Annotated in this window: 14 protein-coding genes; 11 read left to right on the forward strand and 3 right to left on the reverse strand. The window is 70.5% G+C overall.

The annotated features are described in order from the left end of the window. Nucleotides 1-156: 156 nt before the first annotated feature. Entirely contained in the window at nt 157-2,358 is a 2,202-nt protein-coding gene (locus tag ACZ67T_RS33410) for an acetate--CoA ligase family protein (RefSeq protein WP_469989003.1), read from the forward strand. Next, entirely contained in the window at nt 2,355-3,905 is a 1,551-nt protein-coding gene (locus ACZ67T_RS33415) for an acyl-CoA carboxylase subunit beta (RefSeq protein ID WP_469989005.1), read from the forward strand. Before ACZ67T_RS33410 ends, ACZ67T_RS33415 begins: the two co-directional genes overlap by 4 nt. A gap of 154 nt (nt 3,906-4,059) precedes the next feature. Here the strand turns inward: ACZ67T_RS33415 and ACZ67T_RS33420 are convergent, their stop codons facing one another. Then, nucleotides 4,060-5,634, reverse strand: a complete 1,575-nt coding sequence (locus tag ACZ67T_RS33420; RefSeq protein WP_469989007.1) for an AMP-binding protein — start codon at nt 5,632-5,634, stop codon at nt 4,060-4,062. A gap of 170 nt (nt 5,635-5,804) precedes the next feature. Here ACZ67T_RS33420 and ACZ67T_RS33425 point away from each other — a divergent pair, with 170 nt between their 5' ends. Beyond that, entirely contained in the window at nt 5,805-7,295 is a 1,491-nt protein-coding gene (locus ACZ67T_RS33425) for an aldehyde dehydrogenase (protein ID WP_469989009.1), read from the forward strand. Between the two features lie 218 nt (nt 7,296-7,513). Here ACZ67T_RS33425 and ACZ67T_RS33430 read toward each other — a convergent pair whose 3' ends face one another. Then, on the reverse strand, nt 7,514-8,617 hold the full coding sequence (locus ACZ67T_RS33430) for a zinc-binding dehydrogenase (protein WP_469989011.1): 1,104 nt from the start codon (nt 8,615-8,617) through the stop codon (nt 7,514-7,516). Nucleotides 8,618-8,733: 116 nt separating this feature from the next. Here ACZ67T_RS33430 and ACZ67T_RS33435 point away from each other — a divergent pair, with 116 nt between their 5' ends. Next, nucleotides 8,734-10,401 (forward strand): GMC family oxidoreductase, encoded by a 1,668-nt coding sequence (locus ACZ67T_RS33435; RefSeq protein WP_469989012.1) that lies wholly within the window; start codon nt 8,734-8,736, stop codon nt 10,399-10,401. Between the two features lie 9 nt (nt 10,402-10,410). On the opposite strand, the gene ACZ67T_RS33440 is transcribed toward ACZ67T_RS33435, so the two are convergent. Then, complete coding sequence (locus ACZ67T_RS33440) at nt 10,411-11,136, reverse strand: SDR family NAD(P)-dependent oxidoreductase (protein WP_469989014.1); 726 nt, start codon at nt 11,134-11,136, stop codon at nt 10,411-10,413. A gap of 176 nt (nt 11,137-11,312) precedes the next feature. Between ACZ67T_RS33440 and ACZ67T_RS33445 the strand changes: the two genes are divergently transcribed. The 7 genes from ACZ67T_RS33445 to ACZ67T_RS33475 are packed head-to-tail and all read left to right on the forward strand — an operon-like array spanning nt 11,313 to nt 20,552. Beyond that, complete coding sequence (locus tag ACZ67T_RS33445) at nt 11,313-12,083, forward strand: enoyl-CoA hydratase/isomerase family protein (protein ID WP_469989015.1); 771 nt, start codon at nt 11,313-11,315, stop codon at nt 12,081-12,083. Nucleotides 12,084-12,094: 11 nt separating this feature from the next. Further along, nucleotides 12,095-12,985, forward strand: a complete 891-nt coding sequence (locus tag ACZ67T_RS33450) for an SDR family NAD(P)-dependent oxidoreductase (RefSeq protein ID WP_469989017.1) — start codon at nt 12,095-12,097, stop codon at nt 12,983-12,985. A 35-nt stretch (nt 12,986-13,020) separates the two neighbouring features. Further along, nucleotides 13,021-14,202: an amidohydrolase family protein gene (locus ACZ67T_RS33455; protein WP_469989019.1), complete on the forward strand. Its 1,182-nt coding sequence runs from the start codon at nt 13,021-13,023 to the stop codon at nt 14,200-14,202. Nucleotides 14,203-14,257: 55 nt separating this feature from the next. Continuing rightward, the gene (locus tag ACZ67T_RS33460; protein WP_469989021.1) at nt 14,258-16,918 is read left to right on the forward strand and encodes a glycoside hydrolase family 2 TIM barrel-domain containing protein; all 2,661 of its coding nucleotides are present in this window, start codon (nt 14,258-14,260) and stop codon (nt 16,916-16,918) included. A gap of 56 nt (nt 16,919-16,974) precedes the next feature. Continuing rightward, nucleotides 16,975-18,159: an acyl-CoA dehydrogenase family protein gene (locus tag ACZ67T_RS33465; RefSeq protein ID WP_469989022.1), complete on the forward strand. Its 1,185-nt coding sequence runs from the start codon at nt 16,975-16,977 to the stop codon at nt 18,157-18,159. Between the two features lie 11 nt (nt 18,160-18,170). Then, nucleotides 18,171-19,244, forward strand: a complete 1,074-nt coding sequence (locus ACZ67T_RS33470) for an acyl-CoA dehydrogenase family protein (protein ID WP_469989024.1) — start codon at nt 18,171-18,173, stop codon at nt 19,242-19,244. A gap of 21 nt (nt 19,245-19,265) precedes the next feature. Next, nucleotides 19,266-20,552, forward strand: coding sequence for an acyl-CoA dehydrogenase family protein (locus ACZ67T_RS33475; RefSeq protein ID WP_469989026.1), 1,287 nt, complete (start codon nt 19,266-19,268; stop codon nt 20,550-20,552). Nucleotides 20,553-20,563: the final 11 nt, after the last annotated feature.

Consider the following 20,563-nt stretch of genomic DNA (forward strand, 5'->3'; position numbering starts at 1 on the left):
CTCCCTTCCCGCCTTACGGGGCCGATCGCTTTAAGTGCCCTTAATGCCGTCAAACTCACCTCTATGCATAAGAATTCTTCTAGAAAAGTGCACTTAATTACAGTACTGTCGGGATGGCCGGCCTAGGAGGGCAGATGTCAGACGCCGAGGTGTGCCGTGAGCGATGATGCCGAGTGGCGGACAAAGTGGCAGGGGGATCTCGCCCGGCTGCTGACACCCCGGAACGTGGTGATCGTCGGGGCGAAGGACTCGTCCCCGTCGTCCTACGGGGTGGTCGAGGCCCTGACGCGCGTGGGCTTCACGGGTCGCATCTTCGCGGTCAACCGATCGGCCACACCCGCCCATGGCCTCGCGACCACGTCCACGTGCGCTGCGATCGGTGAGCCGGTGGACGCCGCCGTCCTCCTCGTTCCGGCGCACGCGGTGCACGAGGTTCTCGGCGACGTGGCCGAGTCCGGTGTCCGTAGCGCGGTCCTGCTCTCCTCCGGCTGGGCGGAGGCCGGTTCAGCAGGCGAGGCCCGGCAGCGCGCGGTCGTGGCGCGGGCTCGCGAGCTCGGCGTCACGCTCGTCGGACCCAACTGCCTCGGCTTCCTGAATGTGGCGGCGCGCACCGGCGCGTGGATCGCGAGCGTTCCGCCCGGCGTCCGGCCGGGCCCGGTCGCGATCGTCTCCCAGAGTGGCGGAATGGGTAACGCCCTTGCCGATCTGGCCGCCGAGTTCGGCGTCGGCCTCAGCTGCGTCGTCACCACGGGCAACGAGGCGATGCTGACGACCACCGACGTGATCGAGCACCTGGTCGAGGACGAACACACCCGCAGCATCGCGCTGTTCGCCGAGGCCATCGCGGATCCGGCGCGGTTCATGGCTGCAGTGGACCGGGCCCGCGAGCTCGGCAAGGCCGTCGTCGTCCTGAAGGCGGGCACCAGCGAGATCGCCGCACGCAACGCCGTCTCCCACACGGGCAGTCTCGTCGGTGACGACCGCGTCGTCGACGCCGCGCTACGCCAATGCGGTGCCCTCCGCGTCCGTTCGCCGGAGGAACTGGTGATCACCGCCAGTGTCCTCGCCACCGCAGGACCGCTGCGGGCACCCGGCATCGCCGTCGTGTCGATCAGCGGCGGTTCCGTGGACGTCGTCGCCGACGAGGCCGAGCGACTCGGCCTGGAACTACCACAGTTCGACGAGTCGGCGACGCGGGAGATCGATGCCGTGCTGCCCGCGTTCGCCGGCGTCGGAAACCCGCTCGACATCACCGGTGCGGCGCTCGGCGACGAGTTCGAGCGGGTGCTCCGGATCGTGGACCGGCAGAAGGAGTTCGGTGCTGTCGCGATCCTCAGCAACGTGCCGGCCTACGACTCCTGCAAGACGACCGGCATCGGCGGCCTCCTCAAGGCCATCGGCCGGGGAACAGAGGCAATCGGCCTGCCCGCCTTCCTGCTGTCCCAGACCCTCGCGCACCTGAACGACACGGGTCGGGCGGCCGTCGACGCCGTCGGGCTGCGTGCGCTGCCCGGCCTGGCGCTCGGTACCACCGCCATCTCCCATCTCTCCCACTGGTCCCGGCGGTTGCCCACGCTCGCAGCCCGGCCCCCGCTCCCAGTCCGGCCCGCGCCGCCTCTCGCCCCCGCCGACCGCGTGCTGTCGGAATGGGCCGCCCGCGCGCTCCTTGCACAGGGCGGAGTGCCCTTCGTTCCGGCAGGGCTGGCACGTACCGCCGACGAGGCGGCCGAGATCGCCGCGGGCTTCGGCGGTCCGGTCGCGGTCAAACTCGTCTCGCCCGACGTGCCGCACAAGAGCGATGTGGGCGCGGTGATCCTCGGCGTCACCGGCGATGACGCTGTCCGGCGTGCCTTCGATGAGGTGCGCGCCGTCAGCATCGGCGCGCCCGACGGCATGCGGGTCGAGGGCGTGCAGATCTCGCCCATGCGCCGTGGCGGTGTGGAACTGGTGGCCGGTGTGACCCGGGATCCCCAATGGGGCCCGGTGCTCGCGGTCGGGTTGGGCGGAGTGTTCGTGGAAGTGCTGGCGGACGTGGCGCTGCGACTGCTGCCTGTCACCGCGACGGACGTCGAGGAGATGCTCGGCGAACTGCGGGGCCGCGCGGTGCTCGACGGGGCGCGGGGCCGGCCACCGGTCGACCGGGCCGCCCTCGTGGCCGCGATCTGCCGCATCGCCGACGTGGCCTGGCAACTCGGTGACGAGCTCGATTCGGTCGAGGTGAACCCATTGCGTGCCACCCCCGCGGGAGCCGAGGCCTTGGACGCGCTCGTCGTGTTCCGCTCACGCCGACGCGCCGTCGAAGGGGGGCGCCATGAGCACAGTGCTCCGGCCGCGCCGGTGACGAAGGAGGAGTCATGAGTTGGCACAACGAGGTCGAGGCGCTGCGGGCAAGGCGCGAGATCGCGCTGGGCATGGGCGGTCCGGAGAGGGTGGCCCGCCAGCACGAGCGCGGCCGCCTGACGATCCGTGAGCGGATCGACGGTCTGGTCGACCCCGGCTCGTTCGTCGAGTTCGGGCAGCTCGCCGGTACCGGCACCTATGAGCAGAGCACGCTCACGTCGTTCGTCCCCGACCCGTACGTGGCCGGCCTGGCCACCGTGAACGGCCGGAACACGGTCGTCGGCGGTGAGGACTTCACCGTCCGGGGTGGTTCCGGCAGCGGGCCGGGCCAGCGCAACAAGCGTGACCTGGCCTATGCGATGGCCAAGGAGTACCGGGTCCCGATGGTGCAGTTCTTCGACGGGGCCGGGGCGAGTATCCGCACGATGGAGAGCCTCGGGCGTTCGTACCTGCCGAACAGCAAGGACTGGACCGACCCGCTGCAGCTGCTGGGGGAGGTGCCGGTCATCGGTGGGATCGCGGGCGCGGTCGCCGGTGGCATCGCGGCGTACGCCCTGCTGACGCACTGGACGTGCATGGTGGAGGGAGCGGAACTCTTCGCCGCCGGACCCGCGATCGTGAAGCGGGCGATCGGCGTGGATGTCACGAAGCAGGAGCTCGGTGGCACGGGAGTGCACGTGCGCAGGAGCGGTGTCGCCGACAACGAGGCGGCCGACGAGAAGGACTGCTTCGCTCAGATGGCGACGTTCCTGTCCTATCTGCCGCAGAGCGTGTGGGAGTTGCCACCCTACGTCCAGCCCGACGATCGCCCCGACCGGCGTGAGGAGGAGCTGCTGACGATCGTTCCGCACGAACGCCGTGGCTACGACATGCGCCGGCTGGTCGAGTTGGTGGTGGACGAAGGATCGATGTTCGAGATCAAGCCCTACTTCGGCCGATGCGTCATCACCGCGTTCGCCCGTCTCGACGGTCACGTCGTCGGCATCGTGGCCAACGACCCCCTGTACCAGGCCGGCGCGGTCGACGCGGAGGGAGCCGACAAGACGACACGCTTCATGGAGCTGTGCGACACGTTCCGCATCCCGCTCGTCCACTTCGTCGACGTCCCCGGCTTCATGGTCGGCCCGGAGGCCGAGGCGTCGGGCACGCTGCGGGCCGGGATGCGGACCCTGTGGCTGGCGCACCAGATCACCGTGCCCTCGGTGGCCGTGCACGTCCGCCGCTGCTTCGGCATGGCCGGCGTGGCCACGAGCACTCCGGCGCATCTCGGGCTCCGGCTGGGCTGGCCATCGGGGGAGTGGGGCTCGCTGCCCGTCGAAGGAGGGGTCGAGACCGCCTACCGGAGCCTGATCGCCGCGGCACCCGACCCTGAGGAAGCGCGCAAAGAGATCGAGGCGCGTCTCGTACGGATGAAGAGTGTGTTCCCCATCGCGGAGGCGTTCGGCGTGGAGGACGTCATCGACCCGCGCGACACCCGGCCGCTGCTGATCCGCTATCTGGAGGCAGCCATTCCGCGCCTGGGGCACGACCTCGGCCCCAAGCCCCGGTACGGCATCAGGCCCTAGCTCCAGACAGGGCCCGGTCCTGTCGTCGAACTTCCCTCGCCCGCTCGACGCCTGGCACGCTCCCCGAGCACTTCGTGCAGGGGAGACCTCGTCTCGGGGCAACAGACGCCGCGGGGCCGCCCTTCGGGGGGCGGCGGGAGTTTGGCGACAGGACCTAGCCTGATTTCCGACGATCGGCCCGGCGTGCTGCCTGAGCCCGCAGTTCACGCCGCAACAGCTTGCCCGCCGGCGTGTACGGCAGCGCCTCGCGGAACTCGATCTGCTTGGGCACCTTGAACCGGGCCAGCCTCCCGCCGGCGAAGGCACGAAGCTCGTCGACGAGATCACCGGTGGGCGCCACTCCCGGGGCCGGCACGACGACCGCGTGGACGCGCTGATGCCATTCGGGGTCGGGTATGCCGATGACCGCCACATCGGCGACCGCCGGGTGCCGGCGGAGGGCGTCCTCCACCTCGGCGGGGTAGACGTTGACCGCCCCGGAGAGGATGAGATCGGTACGCCGGTCGACGATGTAGAGCCAGCCCTCGGCATCCAGACAGGCGATGTCGCCGACGGTGAAGTACTCCCCGCGCCGGTTGGCCGCGGTGCGCTCCGGATCTCCCAGGTACGCGGAGTTCACCCCGGTCGGGTTGCGCACCCAGAGCGTTCCCGGTTCGCCCGGTGGCAGTTCCTTTCCGGAGTCGTCGAGGATCTTCATCCGGGCACCTTCGGCGTCGTGGCGCCCCACGCTGCCGGGGTGTTCGAGCCAGTCGGACGGCGAGATGGTGGTGCCCCAGCCTTCCGTCGCTCCGTAGTACTCCCACAGGATCGGCCCGAGCCAGTCCATCATCCGCCGCTTGACGGCGACCGGAGTCGGCGAGCCCGCGTGACTGACGATCCGCAGCGAGCTCAGGTCGTACGACGTGCGGACCTGCGAGGGCAGTTGCAGCAGGCGGTGGAAGTGGATCGGCGCCAGTTGGGCGACGGTGACCCGGTACTCCTCGACGAGGCGCAGGAACTGCTCGCTGTCCCACTTGCCGCTCAGCGCGATGGTGTGCCCCCGGTGCAGCCCCGCCAGCGCCCAGGAACCCGGCGCCCCGTGGTGCAGCGGTCCGGAGATCAGGTTCACGGCCGTGGGGTCGTGCCGCATCCCCCGCTGTTCCATGATCCAGTCCAGCGCGGCGACCCCCGCCTCGGGAGTGGCGCTCATGTCGACCGGCCAGACCACGCCCTTCGGGCGCCCCGTCGTTCCCGACGTGTACATCGACCGCATGGCGTGGACCCGGTGCGCCGGCTCGGTCTCGGGACAACCGGCGACAAACGCGTCCAGGGACCGCGGACCGTCCGCTGCATCGATCGTGATGAGGTCATCGGCGGACCGGCCGAGCTCGGACATGCCGGTGCGGACCTGGTGGGCGAACGACTCCTCGGTGAAGACCAGCCTGCTCTCGCTGTTGCCCAGGATGTACGTCAACTCGTCCTGCGCAAGGTGCGTGTTGACCGCGACCATACGGACGCCGATCTGCGAAGCGCCCAGCTCCAGCGCGAGGAAGCGAGAGGTGTTCGAGGCGAGGACGGCGATCTTCGCGCCCGTCTCGACCCCGGAGGCGCGCAGGGCGTGCGAGACGCGGTTCGCCTGCCGGTGAAGTTCGCCGTACGTGACCCTGCGCCCGTCCGACTCGATGACAGCGGTCCGCTGCGGAAGTGCCTGCGCGTAGCGGTAGAAGCTTGCGGGCCGTGCGTTCATCATCCGCGTCCTTCTTGTCGTCCGTAGCACCGACAGGAGTAACTAGCGATTATAGGGCACTGATTGGGCTTGTTGGGTGGCAAGTCTCCTAGAAATAGGGCACATTGACTCGATAAAGAGTGTAAGAATAACGTTTCCTTCTTGGATGGATCCAGTCGGCAGGAGGCAATCCGATGCTCGAATTCGATCGGCTGTTCATCGGCGGCCAGTGGCGTGCGCCCGCCGGACCAGGAAGGTGTGAGGTGGTGTCACCGGCCACCGAGCAGGTGATGGGGCGGCTGCCGGCCGCGGAGAAGGCCGACGTGGACGCTGCCGTCGCGGCGGCCCGGGCCGCGTTCGACACCGGGCCCTGGCCGCGCATGCCGTTCGAGGGACGGGCCGAGATCGCCCTCCGCCTCGCCGACCAGCTCGTCCCGCGAGCCGAGGAACTGGCGCTGCTGCAGACCGACGAGATGGGCGCGCCCGTCCGGTTCACCAGGCCGAGCACCGCCCATGTCGTGCGCGGGCTGATCGAGCGCTACATCGAGACGGTACGCGCGGTGGAACTCCGGCAACTGCGGCAGGGCGGCGGTGGCCCCTCTCTGGTGGTCCGTGAGCCGGTCGGCGTCGTCGCCGCGGTGATCCCGTGGAACGCGCCGCTCGGGCTGATCCTGTCCAAGATGCTCCCGGCCACGCTCGCCGGCTGCACGGTGGTCGTGAAGCCCGCACCGGAGACTCCGCTGGACGGCTATGCCGTCGGCGAGGCGGTACGGCAGGCGGGCTATCCGGACGGCGTGGTCAGCATCGTTCCGGCGGACCGCGAGGTGGGTGAGCATCTCGTGGCGCACCCGGACGTCGACATGGTGACCTTCACCGGCAGTACGGCCGCGGGCCGGCGCATCGGCGCCATCTGCGGTGAGCAGGTCAAGCGGGTGACCCTCGAACTCGGCGGCAAGTCCGCCGCGATCGTGCTGGAGGACGCCGACCTGGAACGCGGCATCCCCAAGATGGTCAACGGCGCGATGCAGAACAACGGGCAGATCTGTGCCGCGATCACCCGGGTTCTCGCGCCGGTGAGCCGCTACCAGGAGGTGGCCGACCGCTACTGCGCCGCCGTGTCCGAGCTGACCGTCGGCGATCCGCGGGCGGACGCGACGGACATCGGCCCGCTCGTCTCCGCGCGCCAGCGGGACCGGGTGGAGGGCTATCTGGCGTCCGGCCGGGAGCAGGGTGCCAAGGTGGCCGTCGGCGGCGGCCGTCCGGCCGGCCTGTCGCGGGGCTGGTTCGTGGAGCCCACCGTGTTCGTCGACGTGGACAACGCGATGCGGATCGCCCGGGAAGAGATCTTCGGCCCGGTCTCGGTGATCATTCCGTACGCGACCGAGGCGGACGCGGTGCGCATCGCCAATGACTCGCCGTACGGGCTGTCCGGATCGGTGTTCACGACGGATGTCGAGCGAGGCATCGACGTGGCCGGGCGGATCCGCACCGGCCAGGTCACCGTGAACGACTTCCGCATCTCCTCGAGCGCCCCCTTCGGCGGTTTCAAGTGCTCCGGCATCGGGCGCGAGGGCGGCCCCGAGGGCGTCGGCGCCTATCTGGAATACAAGTCGGTGAACCTGCCGGAGGGTGCCGTCGGGACACGGAGCGAAGGCGCGGGAGCGGTACGCCGACCGGGAGCGTGACCCCTTCCTCATCCCGTATCGATCGGCTGCCGTCCTGGTCTCTTCCGGAACGACGGCATCGTGCCGAGGACTCAGGTCTGAGCGGCTGGATCCCCGCCGCCGGCCCCCTCCCAACAGCCTGAACACGCCTCCACGAACCTACGCGGAGCAGCGCTGGCCCCAGGGTGTGCGGCAGAGCCATTGCGCTGTCGCACACCCTGGCGCACGTGCCCTGGCCCTCAGTCCCCGCCGTCACTGTCACTGTCGCCGTAGACGACGACCGACCGGGTCACCCGCCCCTTGCGCATGCCCTCGAAGGCCTCTTCCACCTGGTCCAGGCTGATCGTGCGCGACACCATCGACGCCAGGTCGAAGCGCCCGGCCTCGGCGAGCCGGACGATCTCGGGGATCAGCTTCTGCGCGTCGCCGCCTGCGAAGATCGACCCCTTGAGGGTCTTCCTGCTGTGGATGATGTCGTCCGCGGTGAGGACGACCTTCTCCGCCGGTGCGGCGGCGCCGACCACGACCACCGTTCCGCCGCGACGGGTGATCCGCCACGCGTTCATGACGGTCGCCGCGGAGCCGACCGCCTCGATCGCGACGTCGACCCCGCGCCCGTCGGTGAGTTCGGCGATCGCCTTCTCCAGGCCCGCGTCCGGCGCGAGCGCCACGGACGCGCCCACGTGCCGGGCGGCCGCGCGCTTGAACTCCACCGGGTCGATCGCCACGACGCACGCCGCGCCCGAGAGCGCCGCCGCCTGGACGGCCGACTGTCCGACCCCGCCGCAGCCGACCACGGCGACGGTCGTGCCGGGCTCGACCCGCGCCGTGTTCACCACGGCGCCGACGCCGGTGACGACGCCGCAGCCGACCAGGGCGAGCTGGTCGTCGGGCAGGTCGGTGCGGACGGGGACGACGGACGACTCGTGCACGGTCATCCGCTCCGCGAACGTGCCGAGTCCTGCGAGTCCTTGGAGCGTGCCGCCGTCCGCGTCGAGGAAACGGGGTGTGGTCGTACGGACGGCGATCTCGTCGCAGTTGTGGGCCTCGCCGCGCACGCAGTAGTAGCACCGGCCGCAGGAACCGGCCGCCGCGGTGACGATCCGGTCACCGGGGCGCACCCGTTCCACGGCGGAGCCGATCCGCTCCACGACCCCCGCCCCCTCGTGGCCGAGCACCGCGGGCACGGGCGCCCGCAGATCACCGGTGAGCATGTGCAGATCGGTGTGGCAGACCCCGCTCGCGGTGAGCCGCACGACGACCTCCCGCGGCCCCGGCTCCGCCGTTCTCACCTCCCGTACGACGAGGGGGCGGCCCGGACCTTCCATCACGGCTGCGCGCATGAGGCTCCTCAGGTTCCTTGGGTTCCGTACGTTCACTGGCTTCCCTGGCTTCCTCGCAGGGCTAATTGAGTACACTCAACTCGCCGAATGTTGCCCGCAGAGAAGGGGTAAGGCAAGTGAACGGACATGTCGACCACATCGTCATCGGAGCCGGGTCCGCCGGCTGCGTCCTGGCCAACAGGCTCTCGGAGGACGGCCGGAGCAGCGTCCTGCTGCTCGAGGCCGGGGGCGAGGACCGCAGCCCCTTCATCCATGTCCCGGCGGGCTTCGCGCTCCTGGACGCCGAGAAGTACAACTGGCGGTACACGGCGGAGCCCGACCCGAGCCGCAACGGCATCGTCGAACACTGGGGCGGGGGCCGGGTGCTGGGCGGATCGAGCTCCATCAACGGCGAGGTCTGGACCCGCGGCAACGCCGCCGACTACGACGCGTGGGCCGCACTCGGGTGCGAGGGCTGGGACCACGCGAGCGTCCTGCCGTACTTCATGCGCGCCGAGACGTTCCGGGGCGCGCGGGGCAACGATGGCAGCGGACGCCTGCGCGGCCGGCGGGGTCCGCTGCACGTCTCGTACCCGCGCTTCGACCACCCGCTCACCGAGGCCTATCTGGCCGCCGCCCAGCAGGCCGGACTCCCGTTCAACGACGACTACAACGGCGCGGTCCAGGACGGCGTCGGGTACGGGCAGTTGAGCCAGCGACGGGGCTTTCGGCACAGCACCGCCCGCGCCTATCTGGCGCCCGCGCGGCGCCGCCGCAACCTCGCCGTGCGCACCGGCGCCCTGGCCGCGCGGATCCTCGTAGAGAACGGCAGGGCCACCGGCGTCGAGTACCGCAAGGACGGCAGGACGGTGCGGGTCAGGGCCCGGCGCGAGGTCATCCTCGCGGCCGGCGCGCTCGCCTCGCCCAAGCTCCTCATGCTGTCCGGCATCGGCCCGGCCGACGCGCTCGGCGAGCACGGCATCGACGTCCTCGCCGACAGCCCGCTGGTGGGCCAGGGCCTCCAGGAGCACATCTACGCGACCATGGCGTACTCGGTCGGTGTCCCGACCCTCAACATGGAGCTCACGCCGCTCGGATTCCTGCGCCACGGCCTCGACTTCGCGCTGCGCGGGCGCGGCGCCGTGACCGTCGCGGCGGCGCACTCCATCGCCTTCGGGCGGCTGCGGGAGGACTCCGCACGCCCCGACTACGAGATCATCTTCGCGCCGATGGGGCTGAGCGGCTCGGTGCCGGGGACCGACGCGGGTGAGGGCGTCGAGTACCGGCACGACGTCAACGAACTGCGGCCCATGAAGACCTCGACCTGCATGGCGATGCCGTCCGTGAGCCATCCGCGGGCCCGTGGACGGGTCACGCTGCACTCCGCGCGCCCGCAGGACAAGCCGCGCATCGAGCACCAGCTGCTCGCGGACCGGGACGACATCGCCGAACTGACCGCCGTGTGCCGCAAGACCCGCGAGATTTTCGGCCGTGACGCCCTGCGCCCTTACGTCGAGGGGGAGTTCCTGCCGGGGCCGAAGGTCCAGTCCGACGAGGAGTGGGAGACGTACCTGCGCAGCTACGCGTGGCGAGGCGAACACCCCGTGGGCACCTGCGCCATGGGGAGCGACGCGTCCTCGGTGGTCGACCCGCAGCTGCGGGTGCGGGGTGTGGAGGGGCTGCGGGTGGTGGACGCGTCGGTGATGCCCACGCTGATCACCGGGCACACCAACGCCCCCACGGTCATGATCGCCGAACGGGCGTCGGACCTGATCAGGTCCGACGCCCGGGGAGGCATGTCGTGACTGTATTACTCAACTCCGGTTCGCGCGGCCGGAGGTGAGACCGCCGTCGACGTAGAGGACCTGGCCGGTCACGTACTGGGCGGCGTCCGAGGTCAGATAGGCGACCGCGTCGGCGATGTCCTCGGGGCGGCCCATCCGGCCCGCGGGGATGGTCCGCTCGCGCTCCGCCCGGTCGGCAGGGGTGAGTATCCGCGCGGTGGCCTCGGTGGCGATGGAGCCGGGGGCCACCGCGTTCACCCGTACGCCCAAGGGGCCGAGCTCCACGGCGAGTTGGACGGTCAGCGCCTCGATCGCGTTCTTGGTGACCGGGTAGATGCCGGTGCCCGGGGAGTGCATGCGGGCCGCACCGGAGGAGAGGTTGACGACGACCCCGCCGCTGCCGGACGCGGCCATGGCGGGGACGAACGCCTGCACACACCACAGCGTGCCGAGCAGGTTGACGTGCACGACGTCCTCGACGGCGTCGCGGCCGAGGTCGAGCAGCGGGCCGAAGCGCCAGACGCCGGCGTTGTTCACCAACAGGTCGACAGGGCCGACCTGTTCGGCGAGAGCCCTGACGGCGTCGCGGTCGGCGACGTCGCAGCCGAAGCCCCGGCCGCCGACGGATGCCGCCGCGTCGAGGGCGCTCTCCTCGTCGATGTCGACGGCGACGAGCGTGTGGCCGAGCTTCGCGAGCTTCTGTGCGATCTGCAGGCCGAGTCCCCGGCCGGCTCCTGTGACGACGGCGACGCCCATGTGCGTACTCCTGTCTCGCAGTTGATGCCGACAGTCGGAACCAGTACTCGGTTCCGGTACTCGTGCCGACCGTCGGCGCTCACTCCTGTCGCGCCCATTTGCTGGGAACGGCGGCCATGATACCAATAGAGTGCACTCTTAATGATTGGTGCTGGGTGAGGGAAGGTGGCAGGACCATGGGGAAAGCACCGTCGTCCGAGGACGAACTTCTCGTTGAGCGGGACGGGCATGTCGTTGTCCTCACGATCAACAGGCCGGAACGGCTCAACGCCTTCTCGCGCTCGGTGCGCGGCAAACTGAGTGAACTCTGGCCGAAGTTGGACGCCGATCCCGAGGTGCGCGCGGTCGTGGTCACCGCCGCCGGGGACCGTGCCTTCTCCTCCGGCGGAGACGTCTCCGAGCTCGACGGTCCCGAGGACTATCCGCGCTACACCGCCCGCCAGGCCGGGGTCTTCACCCCGACGATCACCGCGGTCAACGGGATGTGCGCCTCCGCGGGGCTGCACTTCGTCGCCGACGCCGACGTCGTCATCTGCAGCGAGAACGCCACGTTCTTCGACACCCATGTGCACGTCGGCCAGGTCAGCGCCCTGGAGCCGATCGGCCTGGCGCGTCGACTCCCGCTCGGTGAAGTCCTGCGCATGGTCGCGCTCGGCAAGGCCTACCGGATCGACGCGCGCCGCGCCCTGGAACTCGGCCTGGTCAGCGAGGTCGTACCGGGCGAGAAGCTGCGCGAGCGCGCGGTCGAGCTCGGCCACATCATCGCGAGCGCGTCACCGGCCGCCGTGCAGGCGTCCCTGCGTGCGGTGTGGAAGAGCCTGGACCGCGGCCTCGACGACGGACTCAAGCACGGCTACCAGATCCTCCAGGACCATCTGGACCACCCCGACGCCACGGAGGGCCCGGCGGCCTTCATGGCCAAGCGGTCCCCGAACTGGACGGCGTGAGGCGGCCGATGATGCCCGACATCGACTTCACGGGGCGGGTGGCCGTCGTCACCGGGGCCGGCCGCGGTCTCGGCCGCGCGTACGCCCTGCTGCTCGCCGCACGCGGCGCGGCCGTCGTCGTCAACGACCTGCCGGGAGTGCCGTCCTCGGCCGCCGACGAGGTCGTCGCGGAGATCGCCGCGGCGGGCGGCCGCGCCGTCGCCGCGACCGACTCCGTGGCCACCCCCGAAGGGGGCGCGGCGATCGTGCACCGGGCCCTCGACGCCTTCGGCCGGGTCGACCTGCTCGTGCACAACGCGGGCGTGGTCAGTGCGAGTACGTTCGCCGACCAGCCCATGGACGAGGTGCACGCCGTGCTCGGTGTGCATCTGCTCGGCGCCTGGCACGTCGGCCAGCCCGCCTGGCGGGACATGGAGAAGCGCGGCTACGGCCGGATCGTCCTGACGACGTCGATGGCCCAGTTCGGCCACTTCCGCCAGCCCGCCTACGCGGCCGCGAAGACGGGCGTGATCGGCCTCGTCAAGTCGCTCGCGCACGAGGCGCTGACCAAGGACCTCGATATCAAGGCCAACGCCATCGCCCCGCTGGCAGGCACCCGGCTCGCCCGACCCGAGGCGAAGGAGCGGTGGGGCGAACTGATGTCACCCGACAACGTCGCCGGAGTCGTCGCGTACCTGCTGAGTGAGCAGTGCCCGGTCAGCGGGCAGGTCGTGCACGCCGGCGGCAGTCACGTGGCGCGGGGCTTCCTCGCGCAGACCCGCGGCTGGGCCGCCCGCGCCACCCCGCTGACCCCGGAACAGGTCCGTGATCACTTCGCGGAGGCCTGCGATCCGGCCGTGTACGAGACCCCGGCCGACGCCAACGACCAGATGCGGATCGTCGAGCGCACGGTGCTCGGCTGACGTTCCATCAACACCCTTGTGAGCCAGGAGGATTCGTGCCACTCACCGACGACATCAAGATGATCTCCATCGACGACCACCTCATCGAGCCGGCCGGTCTGTGGACCGACCGCCTGCCCGCCAAGTACCACGACCGCTGCCCGCACGTGGAGGAGATCACCGAGGAGCGGATCGAGCCGTTCTACGCCAAGACGGTGCATCTCAAGCCGGGCATGCAGATCTGGCGCTACGAGGACATCCTGGAACCCAACGTCGGCCTCACGGCGACCGCGGGCACCGATGTCAAGGACCGCAACTTCAGCCCGATCCGCTTCGACCAGATGCGCCCCGGCCACTACGACCCGGTGGCCCGCCTCGCCGACATGGACGAGGACGGGGTGTGGGCGCAGGCCCCGTTCCCGAGCTTCCCCGGGTTCTGCGGCAACAAGTTCGTCTTCGCCAAGGACAAGGACCTCGCCCTGCTCTGCGTACGGGCGTACAACGACTTCGTCCTCGACGAGTGGTGCGCGGCCGCGCCCGACCGCTACATCCCCCTCACCATCCTGCCGCTGTGGGACCAGGAGGAGTGCGTCGCCGAGATCGAGCGCTGTGCCGCCAAGGGCGCCCGCTCGATCACGTTCCCCGACAACCCGGCGGGGCTCGGGCTGCCCTCGTACCAGGGCACCGCCTGGGACCGGGTCTTCGCGGCGGCGGCCGCGCACGAGATGCCGCTGTCCATGCACTTCGGCGGGTCGAGGATCGTGCCGTTCGTGTCGCCCGAGGCCCCGCAGGCCGCGGTCACGGCGCTGTTCGGCATCACCCTGTTCAACTCCATGGCCGAGCTGGTCATGTCGCCGGTCTTCGTCAAGAACCCGAGGCTCAAGGTGGCGTACTCGGAGGGCGGCATCGGCTGGGTGCCGTACGCGCTGATGCGGATGGACCAGGTCTGGGAGTCCTACCGGGAGTTCCCGCTGGAGAACAACGTCGACCCGGACCGCCGCCCCTCCGACGTCGTCCGCGAACACATCTACTCGTGCTTCATCGACGACCCGGTAGGGATCGGCCTGCGGCACGACATCGGGGTCGGCAGGCTCCTGTGGGAGAGCGACTACCCGCACGCGGACTCGCTGTGGCCGAACAGCCGCGAGAACGCGAAGAAGGTCTTCGCCGACGTCCCCACGGACGAGGTCCGCAAGATCGTGGAGACCAACGCGCGGGAGCTGTTCCGGTTCCACTAGGCGCTGCGTCCGACGTCAGGTGTGTGGTTGCGGCGAGTGAGGAGGGCGTTTCGAGATGAGCGATCCAGGGGCGAGATCCGGCGTGACGCGGCGGCGGGTGCTCGAGGGGGGTGCGGGGGCCGCCGCGCTCGCCATGGTGGGGCCGGCCCGGGCGGCAGCCGAGGCCGGCGCCGCGCCCGACTCGCCGGGCGGGCCGCGGCGCGAGCAGTCGTTCGACGAAGGGTGGCGGTTCCACCGCGGCGACGTGGGCGGGGCGCAGGGCCCCTCGTACGACGACAGCGGCTGGCGGGTCCTCGACCTTCCGCACGACTGGCGGATCGAGGATCTGCCCGGCGCCACGTCCGACGACGGCGGCGCGACCGCCGCCCCCGCCACGTTCGCGTTCGAGACGAGCCCGTCGTCCGACGGTGAACCGCCCGAGCGCATCGGTCCGTTCGACGTGAACGCGGATCCCACGCCGGACGCCGACTTCACGTACCCCGGCCTCGGGCACATCCTGTTCCCCGGCGGCCGGAGCCAGGGGTACACCGTCGCGGCGGTGGGCTGGTACCGCAAGCGGTTCACGCTGCCGGACGCCGACGACGACCGGCGCGTCGAGCTGTACTTCGACGGCGTTTCCACGAACGCCGACATCTGGTGCAACGGTGTCCACCTCGGATCGCACCCGAACAGCTACACCTCCTTCGCGTACGACCTCACGCCGCACCTCGACCCGCGGGGCACGAACGTGATCGCGGTCCGGGTCGACAACAGGGGCAAGACGAGCCGCTGGTACAGCGGCTCGGGGATCACCCGGCACACCCGCCTCACGGTCACCGGACCGGTGCGGATCCCGCTCTGGGGCGTCCATGTGACGACCCCGGTGGTCGACGAGCGCCGGTCGGTGGCCCGCGTCGAGGTCAAGGCCGTGGCCTCGGGGACGCCGGCGGAGGCGAGCGCCCGGATGACCGTCCTGGACGCCCGGGGCCGTCAGGTCGCCACGTCGACGACCCCGGTCAAGGCGGTCGCGAGCGAGGACGGACAGACATACACGGCCGAACTCGCCGTCACCCGAGCTGACTTGTGGTCACCGGAGCAGCCGCACCTCTACCGGGTCCGTGCCGAGATCCTGATCGCGGACCGGGTCGTCGACGCCGTCACCACCACCTTCGGGTTCCGCTCCCTCGTCTTCGACGGAACCGAGGGCTTTCTGCTCAACGGCACGCCGTACAAGGTGCGCGGCGGCAACATCCACGAGGACCACGGGCCGCTGGGCGCCGTCGCCATCGAGCGCGCGGAGGAACGAAAGGTGGAGATCCTCAAGGCCGCCGGGTTCAACGCGGTGCGCGCGGCTCACAATCCGCGCTCCACCGCGCTGCTCGACGCCTGCGACCGGCTCGGGATGCTCGTGCTCGACGAGTTCACCGACATGTGGGACGCCCCGAAGTTCCTCTCCGACGACTACAGCCAGTACTTCACCCAGTGGTGGCGGCGCGATCTGACCGGCATGGTGCTGCGCGACCGCAATCACCCCAGCGTCGTCATCTGGTCGATCGGCAACGAGATCGGATCGGTCCCCGACGACCACGACTACGGGCCACGGCTCGCGGCCCTGGTCCACTCGCTCGACATGACGAGACCCGTCTCGCTGGGCGGCATGAACCCGGCCCCGAGCGGTGGCGACCCGTGGCGTTACGTCGACATCGGCGACTACCACTACGACGCCCCGTCCGCCGAGGACCACGCCGCGCACCCGGACAAGGCGTTCCTCCAGAGCGAGGACACCTCCTCCGAGATGTACGACGACTGGAAGTTCGCCGAGGACCACGCCTGGTACGTGGGGAGTTGGGTGTGGTCGGCGTGGGACTACATCGGGGAATCCGGCGGCGGTGCGGCGGTGGTCGCAGAGAGCGAGGCCGCGGCCGAGGCGAGGAGCCTCGACTCGTCCCTCGGCAAGATCCCGTACCCCTGGTTCGTCAATTTCCAGGGCGACATCGATCTGATCGGAGAGCGCAAGCCGCAGAACCACTGGCGGGCTGTCGTCAACGGGCTCAGCCCGCTGGAGATGATGGTCGAGCGCCCGACACCGGCCGGCACGCACCAGTACCACGTCCGGTCCTGCTACTTCGACGAACTGCCCAGCTGGACCTGGGACGTTGGAGAAGGCACGGCCATGGTCGTCCGTGTCTACACCGGCGGCGACAGCGTGAGCCTGCTGCTGAACGGGGAGCGGATCGCGACCAGGGCCGTGACGGAGGCGGATCAGCGCAGGGTCGCCTTCGACGTGCCCTATCGGCCGGGGAGGCTGACGGCCGTCGCACGCCGCGACGGCCGCGAGATCGCCCGTACGACACTCACCACCACCGGCGAGCCCGCCGGTATCCGGCTCACCTCGGACGTGTCCTCGCTGACCACCGGCCGGGGCGAACTGGCGCATGTGCTGGTCGAGGTGATCGACCGGGAGGGTCGTCCGGTCCCTGACGCCGTGGTCAAGGTGGGATTCCGGGTCGAGGGCGCCGGTGACCTCGCGGCCGTGGGTAGCGGCAACCCGCACAACGTCGACAGCTTCCGGCGCCCCCGGCACTGGACCTGGCACGGCAAGGCCCTGGCTGTCCTGAGGCCGGCCACGACCCCCGGCGCGATCACGCTCACCGCCACCGCGCACGGGCTGGAACCGGCCACCCTGCGCCTCGGGGTCGCCACCGAGAACGGGCGGCGCTTGTTGCCCCTCACGTAATTAAGTACACTCTTTTATGTGAGGGCTCTGGTGGCTCCGACGAACAGAGGCAGCGGATGGATCTGGCGTATGGACCCGAGTACGAGCATTTCCGGGAGGAGGTGCGGGCCTTCCTCCGGCAGCACTGGCAGGACCAGGACTGCCGCGACGATCCGGCGGAGGTGGCGGCCTTCCGCAAACTGGCCGTCGACGCCGGTTATCTCTACCGGTCCGTGCCGCGGCGCTACGGCGGCAGCGAGCAGCCCTCCGACGTACTGAAGGCAAGAGTCGTGCGCGAGGAGTTCACGGCCGCCCGCGCACCGATGGAGATCCGGTCGCTCGGCACCCAACTCCTCGTCCCCACGCTCCTGGAGGCGGGCACCGAGTGGCAGCAGGAGCGGTTCGTCGAACCGACCGTCAACGGGCGGATCACCTGGTGCCAGGGGTACAGCGAACCCGGCGCGGGCAGTGACCTGGCGTCCTTGCGCACCCGGGCCGAACGGGTCGACGACCGCTGGGTGATCAACGGCCAGAAGGTGTGGACGAGCTTCGCCCATGAGGCCGACTACATGTTCCTGCTCGCCCGCACCGACCCCGACGTCCCCAAGCGCAAAGGCCTGACGTACTTCCTCGTCCCCATGGACCAGGCGGGGATCGACGTGCGCCCGCTGCGCCAGATCACCGGCGAGTCCGAGTTCAACGAGGTCTTCCTGACCGACGTCGGCACCCCCGCCGACTGGGTCGTCGGCGCGGTGGGAGACGGCTGGCGCGTCGCCAACACCACGCTCAAGCACGAGCGCGCCTGGGTCGGCGACGTGGCCGAACCCGAGCGCCTGGTGAACAGCCTGATCCGGCTCGCCCGGCGCACCCCGGGACCGGGGGGACGGCCCTGGATCGAGGACACCGGCATGCGCTCCCGGCTCGTCGAGGTCCAGGGGTACCTGGAGGCTCAGCGCTACTCCGGCTACCACCAGCTGTCCCGGGCGCTCAAGGGGCAGAGCGCGGGGCCGCTCGGCCTCACCAACAAGATCTCCAGCACGAACATCGCCGCCCGCGTCGCCGCGGTAGCGCTCGACATCATCGGCGACGCCGCTCTGCTGCCCCACACCGGCGCGGGCGGCGGAGCCTCGGTCGGGCCCGAGCGGTGGATGAACCAGTACTTCGGTTCCCTCGGCAGTGCCATCGCCGGAGGCGCCTCCAACATCCAGCGCACCATCATCGCCCAGCGCGGCCTCGGACTTCCGCGCGACGAGCAGAAGTAGGGGAGCCAGGGGTGGATTTCGATCTGACCGACGAACAAAGGCTGCTCGCGGAGTCGATCGACTCGTTCGCCGCGAGCCGCTGCCCGCTCACGCGCGTACGGGAGTGCTACGGGGACGAGGGCCTGCCGGGGCCTCTCGACGCCTTCGACGAGCTCGGCCTCGCCGAGATGCTGATCCCTGAGGAGTACGGGGGCGGCGGCGCGAGCGTCCTCGACGCGGCGGTCGCCGCCGAGCGGCTCGGCGCGGCCGCCGCACCGGGGACGTTCCTCGCCCGCGCCCTCGCCGGATACGCGATCGCACTCGCCGCGAGCCCGGCCCAGCGGGCCCACTGGCTGCCGCAGTTGACGTCCGGCGCTCGCCGCGCCACCCTCGCGGTCGGCGAGCCGGGCGGGCGCTGGGAACCGGAGACGCTCCGCATGCGCGGCGAGCGGCTCACGGGCGAGAAGCACGGTGTCCTGGTGGGCGGGGGAGTGGACCTCGCCGTGGTCGTCCTGGCCGACGGCCTCGCCCTGGTCGACCTCACCGCCGAAGGTGTCACCGTCACCGCCACCGACGCGCTCGACCGCACCCGTCCGGCAGCCACCCTCGCCTTCGCCGCCCCCGACCACGAACGCCTCCCGGGCGGCGCCGATGCCGCCGCCCGCGTCCTCGACCTGGGTGCCGTGCTCCTGGCCGCCGACGCCTACGGAGGTGCCGCCACCTGCCTCGACCTCGCGGTCGGCTACGCGCGCACGCGCGAGCAGTTCGGCACGACGATCGCCCACTTCCAGGCGATCCAGCACCAGCTCGCCGACCTGGCCGTCGACGTGCTGCCGGCTCGCGGCATGTACTGGTACGCCGCCCACGCCCTGGACAACCGCCAGGGCGACGCGGGCGGTTTCGCCTCGCTCACCAAGGCCCATCTGACGGAACGGTACGTGGCGGCGGCGCGGCGCGCCGTCGAGGTGCACGGCGGCATCGGCTACACCTGGGAGTGCGACCTGCACTTCTATCTGCGCCGTGCCGTCTTCGACCGTACGTATCTGGGCGGGCCCGAGCTGCACCGCCAGCGACGTGCCCGCAGCGAGTTCGAGACGGCGAGCTGACGGAAGGGAGTGGGAGAGCACATGTGGGACTTCTCCACCGAGCCCGAGTACCAGCGAAAGCTTGACTGGGCACGGGAGTTCGTCACGACCGAGGTCCGGGACCTGGAAGTGCTCGGCGTGGATCGGGAGGCCCTGACCCGGCTCCAGGAACCGCTCAAGCAGAAGGTCAGGGACGCGGGGCTGTGGGCCGCGCATCTGCCGCCGGAACTCGGCGGCGGAGGACTCGGCCAGTTGAAACTGGCCCTCCTCCACGAGATACTCGGCCAGGCCTTCTACGCCTCCGAGGTGTTCGGCAACATGGCCCCCGACTCGGGCAACGCCGAACTGATCGCCGTCGGCGCGAGCGAGGAGCAGAAGGAGCGGTGGCTGTACCCGCTCCTCGCCGGCGAGCTCCGCTCGGCCTTCTCCATGACCGAGCCGGGGGCCGGCTCGGATCCCACTCTGCTCACCACACGGGCCGTGCGGGACGGCGACGACTGGGTCATCAACGGGCACAAGTGGTACACGTCCAACGGTCCCAGCGCCGACTTCCTCATCGTGATGGCGGTGACGGACCCGGACGCCCCGCCGCACCGGCGCGCCTCCATGTTCATCGTGCCCAAGGGCACCCCCGGTGTCCGCATGCTGCGCACCATCGGCACCATGGCCGAGCCCTGCGAACACCACCTCAACTGGTCCACCGGCGACTCCGAGATCCTCTACGAGGACGTCCGCGTCCCCGGCGACCACCTCATCGGCGGTCCGGGCGAGGGCTTCCTGCTCGCGCAGAAGCGCCTGGGACCCGGCCGGATCCACCACTGCATGCGCTGGATCGGCATGATGCGGCGCGCCTTCGACATGATGTGCGAGCGCGCGGTCTCCCGGTACACGCACGGTTCGCTCCTCTCCGAGAAGCAGTCCGTGCAGAACTACATCGCGGACTCGGCGGCCCAGATGCACGCGGCCCGGCTCATGACCCTGCACGCGGCATGGAAGATCGACCAGGTCGGCGCCAAGGAGGCACGGACCGAGATCGCCATGATCAAGTACTTCGGCTCGCGGATCCTCTTCGACGTCGTGGACAAGGCGATCCAGGTCCACGGATCGCTCGGCTACTCCACCGATCTGCCCCTGGAGCTGATGTTCCGCCAGGCCAGGTCGTTCTCCGTCGTGGACGGCCCGGACGAGGTCCACCGGGTCACCGTCGCCCGCCGGACGCTGCGCGGGTACGAGGCGCGCGAGGTCCCGGGCGAGCACATCCCCACGCGCGCGGCGGCCGCGAAGGAGCGCTTCGCGGACGCGATCGAGGCGCTGAGTCTCAACCACTGATCCACTCACTC

The sequence above is a fragment of the Streptomyces sp. NPDC107517 genome, from assembly GCF_055582645.1.

Bases quoted from the DNA above. Each gene is read 5' to 3' on its own strand.
- ACZ67T_RS33425 (WP_469989009.1), top strand. From the start codon at position 5,805: ATGCTCGAATTCGATCGGCTGTTCATCGGCGGCCAGTGGCGTGCGCCC.
- ACZ67T_RS33420 (WP_469989007.1), bottom strand. From the start codon at position 5,634: ATGATGAACGCACGGCCCGCAAGCTTCTACCGCTACGCGCAGGCACTT.
- ACZ67T_RS33460 (WP_469989021.1), top strand. From the start codon at position 14,258: ATGAGCGATCCAGGGGCGAGATCCGGCGTGACGCGGCGGCGGGTGCTC.
- ACZ67T_RS33440 (WP_469989014.1), bottom strand. From the start codon at position 11,136: ATGGGCGTCGCCGTCGTCACAGGAGCCGGCCGGGGACTCGGCCTGCAG.
- ACZ67T_RS33450 (WP_469989017.1), top strand. From the start codon at position 12,095: ATGCCCGACATCGACTTCACGGGGCGGGTGGCCGTCGTCACCGGGGCC.
- ACZ67T_RS33465 (WP_469989022.1), top strand. From the start codon at position 16,975: ATGGATCTGGCGTATGGACCCGAGTACGAGCATTTCCGGGAGGAGGTG.
- ACZ67T_RS33475 (WP_469989026.1), top strand. From the start codon at position 19,266: ATGTGGGACTTCTCCACCGAGCCCGAGTACCAGCGAAAGCTTGACTGG.
- ACZ67T_RS33415 (WP_469989005.1), top strand. From the start codon at position 2,355: ATGAGTTGGCACAACGAGGTCGAGGCGCTGCGGGCAAGGCGCGAGATC.
- ACZ67T_RS33445 (WP_469989015.1), top strand. From the start codon at position 11,313: ATGGGGAAAGCACCGTCGTCCGAGGACGAACTTCTCGTTGAGCGGGAC.
- ACZ67T_RS33430 (WP_469989011.1), bottom strand. From the start codon at position 8,617: ATGCGCGCAGCCGTGATGGAAGGTCCGGGCCGCCCCCTCGTCGTACGG.